Annotated in this window: 15 protein-coding genes; 12 read left to right on the top strand and 3 right to left on the bottom strand. The window is 42.8% G+C overall.

The window, feature by feature from the left end:
• Nucleotides 1-59: 59 nt before the first annotated feature.
• Nucleotides 60-1,520 (bottom strand): hypothetical protein, encoded by a 1,461-nt coding sequence (locus F4V45_RS06465; RefSeq protein WP_150337575.1) that lies wholly within the window; start codon nucleotides 1,518-1,520, stop codon nucleotides 60-62.
• A 205-nt stretch (nucleotides 1,521-1,725) separates the two neighbouring features.
• Here F4V45_RS06465 and F4V45_RS06460 point away from each other — a divergent pair, with 205 nt between their 5' ends.
• From F4V45_RS06460 to F4V45_RS06405, 12 genes are all read left to right on the top strand, one after another.
• Nucleotides 1,726-2,373, top strand: coding sequence for an NADH-quinone oxidoreductase subunit I (locus F4V45_RS06460; protein ID WP_210670620.1), 648 nt, complete (start codon nucleotides 1,726-1,728; stop codon nucleotides 2,371-2,373).
• A 10-nt stretch (nucleotides 2,374-2,383) separates the two neighbouring features.
• Nucleotides 2,384-3,535, top strand: a complete 1,152-nt coding sequence (locus tag F4V45_RS06455; protein WP_150337574.1) for a Coenzyme F420 hydrogenase/dehydrogenase, beta subunit C-terminal domain — start codon at nucleotides 2,384-2,386, stop codon at nucleotides 3,533-3,535.
• Nucleotides 3,528-4,715 (top strand): polysaccharide pyruvyl transferase family protein, encoded by a 1,188-nt coding sequence (locus F4V45_RS06450; protein ID WP_150337573.1) that lies wholly within the window; start codon nucleotides 3,528-3,530, stop codon nucleotides 4,713-4,715. The genes F4V45_RS06455 and F4V45_RS06450 overlap by 8 nt, the downstream gene beginning before the upstream one ends.
• Before the next feature lie 177 nt (nucleotides 4,716-4,892).
• Nucleotides 4,893-6,227, top strand: a complete 1,335-nt coding sequence (locus tag F4V45_RS06445; protein WP_150337572.1) for a sodium-dependent transporter — start codon at nucleotides 4,893-4,895, stop codon at nucleotides 6,225-6,227.
• 5 nt (nucleotides 6,228-6,232) lie between these two features.
• The gene (locus tag F4V45_RS06440) at nucleotides 6,233-7,636 is read left to right on the top strand and encodes a sodium-dependent transporter (protein ID WP_150337571.1); all 1,404 of its coding nucleotides are present in this window, start codon (nucleotides 6,233-6,235) and stop codon (nucleotides 7,634-7,636) included.
• Between the two features lie 12 nt (nucleotides 7,637-7,648).
• Nucleotides 7,649-7,861 carry an exodeoxyribonuclease VII small subunit gene (xseB, locus tag F4V45_RS06435; protein WP_150337570.1) on the top strand — a complete coding sequence of 71 codons (213 nt, stop codon included), beginning with the start codon at nucleotides 7,649-7,651 and terminating at the stop codon, nucleotides 7,859-7,861.
• A complete protein-coding gene (locus F4V45_RS06430; RefSeq protein ID WP_150337569.1) occupies nucleotides 7,862-8,647 on the top strand; it encodes a carbon-nitrogen hydrolase family protein in 786 nt (261 codons plus the stop codon).
• 91 nt (nucleotides 8,648-8,738) lie between these two features.
• Nucleotides 8,739-9,773, top strand: a complete 1,035-nt coding sequence (locus F4V45_RS06425) for a ribonucleotide-diphosphate reductase subunit beta (protein WP_147600344.1) — start codon at nucleotides 8,739-8,741, stop codon at nucleotides 9,771-9,773.
• Nucleotides 9,763-10,500 (top strand): carbon-nitrogen hydrolase family protein, encoded by a 738-nt coding sequence (locus F4V45_RS06420; RefSeq protein WP_150337568.1) that lies wholly within the window; start codon nucleotides 9,763-9,765, stop codon nucleotides 10,498-10,500. Before F4V45_RS06425 ends, F4V45_RS06420 begins: the two co-directional genes overlap by 11 nt.
• On the top strand, nucleotides 10,488-11,171 hold the full coding sequence (gene pcm / locus F4V45_RS06415; RefSeq protein ID WP_150337567.1) for a protein-L-isoaspartate O-methyltransferase: 684 nt from the start codon (nucleotides 10,488-10,490) through the stop codon (nucleotides 11,169-11,171). The genes F4V45_RS06420 and pcm overlap by 13 nt, the downstream gene beginning before the upstream one ends.
• A 9-nt stretch (nucleotides 11,172-11,180) precedes the next feature.
• Nucleotides 11,181-11,945 carry a prepilin peptidase gene (locus tag F4V45_RS06410; RefSeq protein WP_150337566.1) on the top strand — a complete coding sequence of 255 codons (765 nt, stop codon included), beginning with the start codon at nucleotides 11,181-11,183 and terminating at the stop codon, nucleotides 11,943-11,945.
• Nucleotides 11,942-12,958, top strand: coding sequence for an LptF/LptG family permease (locus F4V45_RS06405; RefSeq protein ID WP_210670618.1), 1,017 nt, complete (start codon nucleotides 11,942-11,944; stop codon nucleotides 12,956-12,958). Before F4V45_RS06410 ends, F4V45_RS06405 begins: the two co-directional genes overlap by 4 nt.
• A gap of 7 nt (nucleotides 12,959-12,965) precedes the next feature.
• Here F4V45_RS06405 and lolA read toward each other — a convergent pair whose 3' ends face one another.
• Together lolA and F4V45_RS06395 are read right to left on the bottom strand one after the other, a co-directional pair.
• Complete coding sequence (gene lolA, locus F4V45_RS06400) at nucleotides 12,966-13,568, bottom strand: LolA-like outer membrane lipoprotein chaperone (protein ID WP_170235197.1); 603 nt, start codon at nucleotides 13,566-13,568, stop codon at nucleotides 12,966-12,968.
• Entirely contained in the window at nucleotides 13,492-14,058 is a 567-nt protein-coding gene (locus tag F4V45_RS06395) for an FKBP-type peptidyl-prolyl cis-trans isomerase (protein WP_150337563.1), read from the bottom strand. Before F4V45_RS06395 ends, lolA begins: the two co-directional genes overlap by 77 nt.
• Nucleotides 14,059-14,060: the final 2 nt, after the last annotated feature.

Here is a 14,060-nt window from a genome sequence, read left to right as displayed (position 1 = left end):
AAGATTCTAGCCTGCTAGAATCTTGCGCTAATGTTAAAAGCGCGACACACTACTCTATATTATGGAATCTTATATATGTAATCACGCAAAGGAAGCTTAAAGAAATTTTCATACCCTCGTGTAATCTCTTTGACAGCTTGATTAGAAAAAATGTATTTAATTATAGGTCTCAAACCAATGTATGGCAGCCCAAACCACGCACTTTCATATACAAGCGTGTATTTTTGCCGCATAGTAGCAAGATAGGTAGAATCTATCATTTTATTTGTATTAAGATTAAGCATAATATAATCACCACTCTGCGGTGCTTTTTGCAGCTGGATTGAGACATTATAAGTATCATAAAAAGCCTTTATATATATGTCAAAATAGCCCCAATACCAAGTAAAATCTCGCCACTTATCATTGTCATCACCATCAAAATAGAGATTGATATGCTCTGTATGCTTTGCCTCTTGCGCGATAAACATTAGCGCATTGTGGAATTTGATACCCTCTGTCTTTAAGCCCACATATGTTGTTATACCTTGGGGCAGGGAGTTTGTTATGTAAAAAACAAGTGTAGCAATACCCACTAGTTTAAAAACAAATTTTTTCCAATATCCTTGCACAAAAAGAAAATATATCACCCCACCAAATGAGATAAAATACATAGGCAAAATATAATAATTTCTAAAAAAACCCATTTTTATAAAAACACCGACATAAAGCAAAGAGCCAAACAATAAACCATCATAAATGATATGGACTGCATATCTATGCCGCACATATAAATAGATTCTATATACTACAAGCATAGGAAGAAATATAAGCAAAAACATATCATTTGTCGCAAGATTAGCAATGCCACTTATAAATGACAAAATCATCGCTCTTTGACTTTCATAGCCGACACCATAATATCCATTAACATTAGGAATAATTAACACGCAATAGAGTATAAAATACAGCAATGCACTACACACTAAAAATGCGTAATAGATATGCAGCTGTCTATGTCGTATATAATGCACAACAACGCCAAACACACCAAAAAATCCAATGAACAAAAATGTAGGCTCTTTATAATATAGAGCAATGGTAGCAGCAATGAAGCCAGCCCAAGCATAGCGCACTTTATCTGTTGCAGCAAATTTCATACTTGCCCACACAAATAGCAGTAAAAATAAAATCTGCATCCGCTCTGGATAGCAAATACCAAGCATTATAGTGGCAAACCCGGGGTGAAAGAGAAGAAGCCCAAGCGCAAATACTCTAAGCCATTTGTATGCTTCTCCGCAAACCAAGCGCGAAATCTGCCACAGAAGTAGCCCCACACATAGCACAATACACGCATTGAAAGTGAAAAATGCGTATGGATTTTTGCTCCATCGCATCAATATATTTAAATCCAGCGAAGCAAAGGGGAAAAATCTTCCAGCTTGTGGATCCCAGCCATTAAAAATAGGCATACCATAATAGATTTCAAGCCACATCCAAATATCATCAAGATTGAAAGTGTAGCGGGAGTAGGCAACCATACCCGCACAATACAAAACAAGCAACAACGCATAAATAAAGGCTGGATAAGTGATCTTATTGGGTTGGGTTGGGTTGGGTTGGGTTGGGTTGGGTTGGGTTGGGTTGCATAACTAACCTTAATTATTCATAAATTTCATAGTAAAAGTGCAAATACACAACACTAGGCGTAATCATAGCTATTTGGACTCTGCCTTGCAAGGTTTTGTGGCAAGGTTTTGTAGTGGTGGTGTGAAGTTTAAGCTAGATTCTAGGGTGTTAGATTCTAGCCTAGCCTTTTTTCCAAAACTTGCAAAATACTTCGCACACTTAGATTCTACTAGCGCAAATGATTTAGCGAGATTTGTGTATAATCCGCACTTCACTCTAATCCCACTTCTTTTAAGGAGCATTATGCCAATACTGCCCAAGGATAATCACTGCTGTGGCTGTAGCGCGTGCTTTAGTGCCTGCCCGCACGATAGCATTACAATGGCGCAGGATTTTTGTGGATTCTACTACCCTAAAGTCGATCCTAGCACCTGCACGGAGTGCAAGCTTTGTGAGATCGCCTGCCCTACGCTGCCCTATTTAGACTTCGCGCCCTATGATCAAGTGCGCAAAAAGTCGCGCTTCCCCTATGATGTCAAAAGCCATAGCCTAGATTCTCGTGGGATTTATGTGCATTTCTCTTGGCATAAGCCAAGCTTTTACTCCAAGCCCCTAGAATCTAGCGCGCTAGATTCTAGTATGGATTGCCACGCCGACAAGTCGGCTCGCAATGACAGAAAAAATGCAGAGATTCTAAACAAGCCACAAGATCAAGCAAGGCTAGATTCTAGTAAAAGCTCATACGATTCTAAAGATTTTAGATGAAAAATGTGGGTTGCAAGGAAAATCACAAGGGAGTTACCTAAGCGGTAATGACCGCAGGGATTTTTCGCCGCTCCCGCATTTTTCGCTAAAAGCTGAATCCCTAAATATTACCCCCCCCCCCCCGTTTTGCCTAGCACTTAAAGCCAAAAACCCCACCCTAAGAGCAAAGTCTTCAAGTGGCGGAGTCTTCTCCCTGCTTGCACTTGAAGTGCTTAAGCGTGGTGGCGTGGTCTTTGGCGCGTGCTATGATGAGAGCCTAAAAGTTATCCACAAGCCCATCGCTTCTGCCGATGAGCTAGAATCTCTACGCCGCTCCAAATATGTAGAATCTTTTATCGGCGATAGCTTCAAACAAGCAAAAGCATATTTACAAGCTGGCAGGCTCGTGCTTTTTAGCGGTGTGCAGTGCCAGATCCAAGGGCTACATAGCTTCCTGCGCAAGTCTTATGCCAATCTCCTTACCATAGAAGTGATTTGCAACTCTGTCCCAAGTGCGAAAGTCTGGGAGATTTATAAGCACAGCCTGCTTGAAGAAGAGGGCGAAAAGCTGCTTGATGTAAATTTCCGTGGGAAGGACTATGGCTGGGGCAAGGGGGCATTCGCCATAAAGACAAAGACAAAGACAAAGACTGCCGGAAAAGTCGTTTATATGCAAGGATTTTTGCGGCATTTTATCACGCGCCCAAGTTGTGAAAACTGCTACGCCAAAGGCTTCAAGTCTGGCGCAGATATCACACTAGGGGACTATTGGGGAGTGCATATCCATCACCCAGAGTTTTATGACACCACAGGCGTTACCTGCGCGCTTATCCATAGTAGGCAAGGCGTGGAGTTTATGGAGCTTATCGCAGAATCTATGGAGATAGTGCCAAGCACCTTTGAGAAGATCGCTTCGTGGAATGTCTCTCTAGTGCGCTCCCACCCCTACCCTAAACGCCCCTTTATCACACAGAGCAAAGTCCTACACAAGATTATCACCACCTATGAGCAGACAAATGACCCACACAAAGCCCTAAAGCCGCTAGAGCGTGCTTGCCTTTTAGATTCTATCTATGAGCTGCCCACAATCCTAAAGTGGCGACTGCGGGCGGCTCTTGTCGCTTGCTTGCCCAAGCCCATCAAACTCTACCTAAAATCCAAACTAAGGAGACACAATGCCTAATCCAAACACACCCAAACTCCCACTAGATTCTAGTAAATGCACGACCAAACAACACAAGGCAAAGACATTGCGCATCGTTACCTTTGTCTTTTGCGAGGAAAATTACGGGCAGATTCTACAAGCCTACGCCCTGCAACGCTCACTTAGAGACAACTACCCAAAGTTTGACACCAAAGTCATCTGGGGGCTGCCACAAGCCTTTAGCAAGAAGCTCTACTACTTCCACAGAATCTGTGGCGACTCCATCTACCGCTTTGTGCGCGCGTGCAAAAAGCGCGTGCTTGGCAGCAGCATACAAGAGAGCCAAGCAGAGCTAGATATGCGCAAAAGGCGTGGGTTTAATGAGTTTAAACAATCTCACATCGCCCTACACGCTTCTAGATTGCAGCACTATATACTCCCGCAAAAGCACCACTACCCAGAGCTTAGCGGCGATATTTTTATCACAGGGAGTGATCAGCAGTGGAATGACTGGGGCACTGCGCCAAAGGAGAGCCTACAAGGCTATGCCTACTCGTGGCTACCCTACTTCACGCTAGAGTTTGCTAAACCAGAATCTACAAAAATCGCCTATGCCGCAAGCTTTGGCAAAAGAGTGTTTAAAAACCAAGCCCAGCAAGACTACTTCAAAAATGTCCTTACAAGTTTCACCGCCATTAGCACAAGAGAGCAAGCGGGCGTTACAATGCTTGAGAGCATAGCAATAAAAGCCACTTGCGTGCCAGACCCTACAATGCTTTTAAGCAGAGAGCATTACTGCAAGCTTATAGATTCTGCTACGCTTGATCTGCCTAGCAATCTTAGTGAAAGTATCTTTATTTACACCTATGGTGATAGCGCATTTGGCGGGGATTTGCTACCAAAGATTCTAGGCAAATATGCCAATGTCGTAGCTGTGGCTAGCACCTATAAGCCAAGCGATACCTACAATGCCACGATACAAGAGTGGCTTGCTTGCGTGAGAGAGTGTAAGCTAATGGCAACAGGCTCATTCCACGGCACTTGCTTTGCCATTATGATGAACACGCCATTTTTCCTAATGCGCATACAAGATCGTGCGAGCGAGAGCCTAAACACACGCTTTGAAACCTTGCTAGAAGTCTTTGAGCTACAAGATCGTATGGTCTCTAGCCTAGAAGAGCTAGAATCTAAAATCAAAGAAAATCCACCCATTGATTAGGGAAAAGTCAATGAGCGACTTAAAGCGTGGAGAAAAGTGGGGCAAGAGTTTTTGGCTAAGGAGCTAGAGCCACACCACGCTAGCATTCCCTAGATTCTAGGGCTAGAATCTAAGAATCAATAAGTTTTAAGCCTGATTAGTTATAATGCTCGTTTTATTATTTTTTAAGGTTTAGCAATGGGTAATTTTTCTAAATTTGGCTTTATTATGGCGACACTTGGTAGCTCCATTGGGCTTGGGCATATTTGGCGATTCCCCTATATGGCGGGGCAGATGGGCGGCGGGGCGTTTGTGCTGCTGTTTTTGGTGATGACGCTTTTTATCGGTGTGGCAATGCTCGTTGGCGAAATGCTTATGGGAAATAAGACACAGAAAAACACAGCTGATGCGTTTGTCGAGCTAGATCCAAGCCCTAAGAAGCCGTGGCGATTCGCTGGGCTTACGCTCATTGGCGGTCCTATTATCCTTGCTTTTTATGCAGTGGTGCTAGGCTGGGTAGTGTATTATCTCGTGGGGGTGAGTGTCGATCTCCCAGACAATGCCCAGCAAGCTGACCAAATCTATGGCGCGCTGCTTACTTCACACTCTCTCTACCAGATTCTAGGTTTTACCTCTGTGCTAGGACTCACAGGACTTATCGTCTCTCTTGGGATTAAAGACGGGATTGAGAAGCTTAATCTCGTGCTTATGCCACTGCTTTTTATCATCTTTATTGGACTGCTTATTTATGCGGCATTTCAGCCATCGTTTATGCAAGCGGTGCATTTTTTGTTTGACTTTAAATATGAAGATATTAGCTTTAATGTCATTGTGGCAGCTATGGGGCAGATGTGCTTCTCGCTTTCACTTGGCATTGGGATCATCATCACCTATGCCGCTTCCACAGATCCTAAGCAAAATCTCCTTGAGAGTGCGCTATATGTCGTAGTGTGTGGGATTGTTATTTCGCTCATTGCTGGGGTGATGATTTTTACCTTTGTCTATGAATACGAAGTAGAAGTAACACAAGGCACCGGGCTTGTGTTTAAAGCTCTGCCCATAGCCTTTAGCAAAATGGGCTTAAGTGGGGTGATTGTGGCGATACTCTTTTTCATAGGGCTGGCATTTGCTGGGATCACTTCCACAATCTCACTCCTTGAGCCAAGTGTGATGTATTTTGTGCAAAAATACAACAAAAATCGCAAGGCTGTTACTTGGGCGATTGTCGGGGCGATTTATGCAGTGGGACTCGTGCTGATCTTCTCACTCAATAGCGACTACTCGCAAACTCTAAGCCTAGCAGGAAAGCAGCTTTTCGTATGGTTTGATAGTGCTAGCTCAAATGTCATTATGCCTCTTGGTGCGCTTATTAGTATGATTTTTGTCGGCTATGTGATTGGCAGAGATAGAGTCAAAGAAATGGCGCAAGGATTCTTAGGTGAGAGGGGGTTTGTAGTGTGGTTTTTCATTATCCGCTATATTGTCCCACTTGTTATCATCACTGCGTGGATTGGCACGATTATAAGCGAGTAAGCACAATGAATACATTCTCTAAACTTGGCTTTATCCTAGCGACACTTGGCAGCTCCATTGGGCTTGGGCATATTTGGCGATTCCCCTATATGGCGGGGCAGATGGGCGGCGGGGCGTTTGTGCTGCTGTTTTTGGTGCTTGCACTAGTTATTGGCGCAAGTTTGCTTATCGCAGATATGATCATCGGCAATCGTGGTAAAAAAGATGTTGTAGGCTGCTTTGAAACGCTTGATCCAAGCCCTAAGAAGCCGTGGCGATTTGCTGGGATAGCGATCATCGGTGGTCCGCTTATTTTGTCATTTTATGCTGTGATTTTAGGCTGGATTCTCTACTACTTCGTGGCTATAAGCTTCAATCTCCCTAGCAATATGTTTTTATCCAAATGGGCGTTTAATGAGCTTATGAGTGAAAGGATTTGGTGTCAAGTCTTAGGACTTTTTGCCTGTCTGTTTATCACTGCGCTTATCGTCTCTCTTGGGATTAAAAAGGGGATTGAGAAGCTTAATCTCGTGCTTATGCCACTGCTTTTTATCATCTTTATTGGGCTGCTTATTTATGCGGCATTTCAGCCATCTTTTATGCAGGCGGTGCATTTTTTGTTTGACTTTAAATATGAAGATGTTAATGCAAATGTCTTTATGGAAGCTCTAGCGCAGATGTTTTTCTCTCTCTCGCTTGGGGTTGGGACGATCATCACCTATGCTGCTGTGAGCCAAGAGAAGCAAAACTTCCTTGCTTCAGCACTATGGGTGGTGATCCCGGGCATTATCATCTCGCTTGTGGCTGGGCTTATCATCTTCACTTTCTACTTCGGCTATGATGGCTCACTAGGAAGCGATGGAGATAAGGGGATAAATCTAGTCTTCATCTCATTACCACTTATCTTTTCGGAGTTTGGCGCAGTTGGGCAGATTCTATGCTTGGCGTTTTTGGGGGCTTTGCTCTTTGCTGGGATCACTTCTACAATCTCACTCCTTGAGCCAAGCGTGATGTATCTCACGCAAAGACGCGGCGTATCGCGAGCCAAAGCGAGCTTTTGGGTAAGTGCATTGGTATTTGTGCTAGGGCTTTTTGCTATCCACTCTTTTAGCTCATACCACATACAGAATCTACAAACCCCACTGCTTATCACGACAGATAAGCACAGCATATTCTTCTGGCTCAATACCCTTATGCAATACAACAACCCAGCATTTTTCTGGCTTGATTATCTAACAGCCAAAATCATTATGCCCCTTAGCGCGCTTGCTTCGATCATTTTCCTTGGCTATGTTATCAAAGAAGACACTCTAAGGGGTTTTACACACGGATTCCTTAATCCCACTGCGTTTGGGGTGTGGTATTTTATCATTCGCTATATCGCGCCGCTTGTGATTCTAGCGGTATTTATTTTTAAATTTTTTGAGTAGTTGGAGGGGTGTATGGAGCACTTTGAGGACAGAATTAAGCAGACCAAAGAGATTCTACAAAAGCTCAATACCCAAGACCTGAGCCTAAAAGAAAGCCTAGAGCTCTATAAACAGGGTATGCAAGAGCTTAAAAATGCTCAAGATCTTTTAGAAAAAGCCAAGCTAGAGTATGAAGAAATCAAAGCAGGCGATAGCTCATCTAGCCAAGCAGAAGTAGAATCTTAAATGCGTATAGAGCTCTACCAGCAAGACACACTTGCCCTTAACGACTCCCGCTTGGCACTCTTCTGCCATAAACTCCAGCGCGGCACGCTGGTCGCCTTGCCAGAATACACGCTTAACCCATTTTTCACAATCTTGCACACACAAAAGATGAGCGACACTCTCGCGCACTCTAGCGCACAGCTTAAGCTACTTGAGAATCTAGCAAGCAAGCACTATATCCACTTCATCGCGCCCATCATCACCAAAGCCAGAGGCACGCTCTATAAGCAGCTTGTATATATCAGCCCAGAATCTAAGAAGCATATTTACTACACCCAGCAGCGACTAATCGAGTATGAATACTGGGACGAAGCAGCATATTTTGGCAACCCGCAGCCAAAAAGCATAAAAACTCCAAGTATCTTTATGATAGGCGAGTGCAAGATCGCTATGCTATTTGGCTTTGAAATACATTTTGACGAAATCTGGTGCAAGCTAAAGGCGCAAGGCGTGGATATTGTCATTATGCCTTGTGCTAATACCTTTGACTCTGCAAATAGGTGGAGAGAGCTATGCAAAATGCGCGCCCTGCTTAATGGCTGTGCAATTTTACGCGTAAATCGTGTGGGCTCTTGTAAAGTTGATAGCGAGCAGTGGGACTTCTATGGAGATAGTCTAATTGCTATGCCTGATGGCACGATTTTAGATCATTTAGGTGATACACAGGAGCGACTATCCATCACACTTACACGAGCGCAGATAACGCATATCGCTAAAGAATGGGGATTTAGAAAGGTATTTGACTAAAGCCTAGTATCTTATAAGGATTTTAGAAAAACTTTTCTACAATTCCAGCCTTATAAATATTGCAAGGAGGACAATCTACACTATGGAAAGTATGCCTATATCTCTACTATCTCATAAGAAAATATACGACCCAAACTCTAATGAATCTCTAGCTGAGCGCAAAATATTTGGCGGTAACCCAACTGCGATGTTTGATCTAACAAGGATCAAATACCAATGGGCATATAAGCTTTGGAAGACAATGATGGCAAACACTTGGTTCCCAGAAGAGGTCAATATGAATGGGGACAAAAAGGACTACGCGGAGCTTAGCGGTGCAGAAAGACAAGGCTACGATAGGGCACTAGCGCAGCTGATCTTTATGGATTCCTTACAAACAAACAACATAAACGACAATATCAACCCATTTATCACAAGCCCAGAAATCAACCTACTACTCATACGACAGGCGTTTGAAGAGTCTTTACATAGCCAGTCTTATGCTGTTATGGTAGAATCCATTAGCGACAATACAAATGAAATATACGATATGTGGCGCAATGATATGCAACTCCGCAATAAAAATGACTATATTGCCAACATTTACATAGGACTTGCCCAGAATCCCACAGAAACAAACTTCATCAAAGCCCTATTTGCCAACCAGATCTTAGAAGGTATATATTTTTACAGCGGATTTTGCTACTTCTATGCTATCGCGCGCACAGAAAGAATGCTAAATACAGCACAAATGATACGCTTTATCCAAAGAGATGAAGTTACACATCTGCTCATTTTCCAAAATCTCATCAACACACTCAAAAAAGAGCGTCCTGATCTCTTTACAAAAACGCTACAAGATGAAGTTGTAGAAATGTTTAGGGCTGGAGTAAATGTAGAAGCCAAGTGGGGAGAGTATATCACCCAAGGTCAGTCGTTGGGACTATCTCCTGAAAGTATTCGTGGGTTTTTAGAATACTTGGCAGATGAAAGGCTAAGTAAAGTAGGTATGCCAAAGCTATATAATGCAAAAAATACGCTGGATTGGTTTAGAAGCTTTAGTAGCTTTAATAACCAAAGGACAAACTTCTTTGAAGGCAAAGTTACAAACTATACTAAAGGTGGGGTAGATTTCGATGATTTTTAAAGATATTGTATCGCTGCAGATAAAAACAAAGCAAAACTTCCAAGATAATCTTGCTCGTGTGATTACAGAGATCCGCAATAGCCAAAATGGCTCAATTATACTTACTCCGGAATTGGTGTTTAGTGGATTCTGCTACCAAAATATGAATGAGGCAAGTGAGTTTAGCAAACACGCCACGGAGCAGCTCCTTAATGCAAGTGCCAACCACACCATCATCACCACAATGATTGAGAAAAAAAACCACAAATTCTACAACAATCTCAAAGTGTTTTCACAAGGTGAGCTCATACATAAGCAAGCCAAACACCAGCTCTTTATGCTAGGAGAAGAGCATTTACACTTTGCGGCAGGATCGATAAATGAAATTATCCCCTTTCGGCTTGATGGCATAAATTGTGGAGCACTTATTTGCTTTGAGCTGCGATTTGTGGAGCTGTGGCAGAAACTTAGAGGGGTAGATGTGCTATTTATCCCAGCACAATGGGGGCAAGCACGCAAGGATCACTTCGAAACACTTTGTAAAGCACTAGCCGTAGCTAATCAGTGTTTTGTCGTGGCAAGCAATAGTGCTAGCATACATATGGCAAAATCAAGTGCAATCATCAGCCCCTATGGTAAAGTTATCCAAGATGATGCTAAAGAGATCATTCAAGCACAAATCGATGTCGCTGAAGTGGAAAAAATGCGCAAATACATCAATGTGGGATTGAAGGAATGCATAGGATAAAAGGGCATTTGATGTGCAATGAAATTGCCAAGCATTTTCCTCTGCAAGACAAAATACGCAATGCACTAGAATCTGTCGATAGAGAAATGTTTGTCCCAGATTTTTCTAAGCACTTAGCATACAGCCTAGATCCATTACCTATGGAAGCAGCACAATGGGTATCTTCCCCACTCACAGTCGCCAAAATGACACAATATCTCACTCCCGGCGATAGCGTTTTAGAAATTGGTTGTGGGAGTGGCTACCAAGCTATGGTGCTTGCACAAATATTTCGGCGCGTTTTTAGTATTGAGCGGATAGAGCCACTGCTTGCAGAAGCACGCAAAAGGATCCGCTCAATGGGAGTAAGTAATATCCACACGAAATTTGGAGATGGGCAGCAAGGCTGGGCAGAATACGCCCCCTATGATAGAATCCTGTTTTCCGCGTGCGTGGAAAAGGAAATCCCCCAAGCAATTATTGATCAGCTAGAAGAAGGTGGAGTTTTAGTCGCACCCATTCAAGAAGCGACTGCTGCGCAAAATATCCTATCTCTCTCTGGCACCAAAACCACCCAAAAACAGGTCAAACAATATATCACGCGTTTTACAAAGCGCAATGGCATATTAAGCAATAAGGAAATTTTAGAAGAGTGTTTGTTTGTGCCAGTTGTAGATGGCACAACGCACTAAGGGCAAACAATGGAAATATTTGCCATCGCGCTCGATACAATATGGCGCAACGCTTTTACTACAACATTTTCGATTTTATGGTGTCTTATTGGTGCTTGTGTTGGCGCGATTGGAGCTTGGCTACTTATCCCAAACACACACAATAACCATCTCCAGCAAGATGCCATAATACACCAAGCCCAACCGCGCACCAATTTTCATAAATCACGCTATTTTTGGAGTGCTCTTGGCGCACTTATTTGTGGCATAGTGGGCGGCTTTGGAGAATCTATTTTACTACCTTGGTTATTTGCACTTGTAATTTTACTTCTATCTCTATGTATATGGGATATATACTATTATGCCGTGCCAAACTGGCAGAATCTAGCACTTTTACTCATAGGCATTAGCAAAAGTGCTCTACCACTTATCTCTCAAGTGCCATCGCATACGGGTTTTACTATCGATTTGTCCATTGTTTATCTTGAAAGTGCAAGATCCGTTCTCACCGATCTTTTGCTAGGGGCTGGTCTTACTAGCCTGATCTACATCTTAGGAATAATGTTTTTGCAAAAACACTTACTCGGCGAAGGTGATATTGTGTTTTGCGCGGGCTTTAGCGCGCTCTTTGGCTTTGGAGTTACATTGATTAGCATATTTTGGGGCTGCGTATTAGCAAGCCTAATTATGGTGGTTGGCAAAATTCTTTCAAAGGATACGCCACCGCTTGTGCCCCTAATCCCTTGCATAGTCAGTGGGCTTGGTATGGGCATATTATATGGACTATGGCTATGATGCAGCGTTATCTCTTCCAAGCAGCCGCGCAAATATTTTTGCCATTTTTTATCGTGCTGTTTTTTATCGCATCTGTTGTGCTGCTTATTGGGCTTGCAACCATTACGCAATTCATCAAGCTTAATGTTTGGGACTTAGGGCAGATATTTTTATACTCTATACCAAATGGTGTCTTTTTTATCATTCCCATTACCTTTTTTTGCGCTTGTGTATTAGGGCTATCAAGGCTATCCTTTGACTATGAGCTGCTGGTGTTTTTTTCACTAGGGATTTCACCGCGCAAAGTTTTAGCCCCATTTATTGGGCTTAGTATTTTTGCTAGCGTTGTGTTGCTGTTTTTTTCTCTCGCACTCATTCCACTATCAAAGAGTGCTTATGGCAATTTTATGGCTCAAAAGCGCGCTGAAGTTAATATCAATATCAAAGCCGGTGAATTTGGGCAAAAACTGGGAGATTGGCTTGTGTATGCGGATACTGCTCACGATAGGCATTATGAAGGCTTGGTGCTTTTTTCCAGTAATCTAGAATCTCAAGAAGTCTTCATTACTGCCCAAGAAGGAGAAATGTCCAACAATGATGGAGTCTTCACCCTACTACTTCGCAATGGAAATGCCTACTTCACTGAGCCCAATAAGGTTGAAAGAGTAGATTTTGCCCAAATGCTCGTGCATACCAAAATCGATGAAATTAGCCTGAGTTCCTATGACTTATGGGCATACTGGAAGAGTGCTTTTGAAGGAAGTCGGTCGCAGGCTAGAAGATTAGCACAAGCCATCATCACTTCACTATTTCCCATAGCAAGTATATTTCTCATACCACTATTTGGCATAGCAAATCCACGATTCCACAAAAACCTTAGCTATGTATATCTGCTAATTAGCGTGGCTGGATACTTCATAGCAATGCATATCTTTAGCCAAAATGCACCATTCTACGGGATCGTCATATTGCCCATCGTGTGGTTTGTGCTATCTTATGGGCTCTATCGTAAATTTGTATTGCGAATCTATTGATACCAATCTACTGCTCAATAATATCAACACCTACTGGCGGGACAAATACAAATATCTCATCACTAAGCGCGCTGTTTAAGCGCACATTATGCAAAGCAATCTCCACAACATTGTCAAATTCATCTGTGAAAGTAAGCTTTTTGGGAATATCACCATCTACAATAAGCACATAGCGCGTGCCTTCAAAATCAGTGGCGTATGAACCATCTTGCCGCCTCTTTGCCTTATGCAAAATCTCCAAAAAATCTATTTTTGTTTTCCCAACACTAACTTGCTCTAGAGCAGGCTCATAGATTGTCGCCTTGCCTGTTTCTATGTATATTTCTTTTTGTATAGGGGTCTCATACACCCACTTTACTTGAGACGGGGCTTTGATATACAGCTTCCCGCCATATACAAGAACACTCTCTTGACTCACTGTGCGCTGCGTAAAATTGGCTTGCAGCGTTTTAATATGCTCACCATAGCCATAAGCAACATTGCAGACTATGCCGCTAAATGCAGCACAAATAAACAATACTCTCAAACTTTGACTAATGGCAGCCACAAGACCCACCACCACAGCAGCCACCGCCTTGACTATGTTCGCTATGCTGATGGGAAGTATCACAAGAGCCGCTACCACAGCAGCCACCGCCCACATAGCCCTGTAGCACTTCATCAGGGGTTGCTTCGCGCATATCAACAATCTCCACATCAAATAGCAGTGTTTTACCAGCTAGCGGGTGATTATAATCAATCATCACACTACTATCATTGAAGTCCTTGACAATAACCTGCACTGTTTGTCCATCTTCTGCTTGCCCAAACAATGTCATACCTTTTTCCAAGACAATTCCATCAAATTGATCTTTTGGGACTTCTTGAACAAAATCAGCTTGATAAACTCCATAAGCATCTTCTGGTGCTATCGATAGATTAAGCTTATCTCCCTTTTTGGCAGTAGAAACTGCCTTTTCAAGCCCGCTGATCACCTGCCCAGCACCCAATAAAAACTCCAAAGGTCTTGAAGCCAAATTGCTATCTATAATGTCTTGCGTATCAGCATCCTTAACTTCATAAAATATTGCCACAACTTGTTTTTGCTCATTAGTATTCATAC

Source organism: Helicobacter canis, from assembly GCF_008693005.1.
In the GTDB taxonomy this organism is placed as follows: domain Bacteria; phylum Campylobacterota; class Campylobacteria; order Campylobacterales; family Helicobacteraceae; genus Helicobacter_B; species Helicobacter_B canis.
Note: the sequence above shows the minus strand (reverse complement) of the source record. Positions and strands in the feature narration are given on the sequence as shown.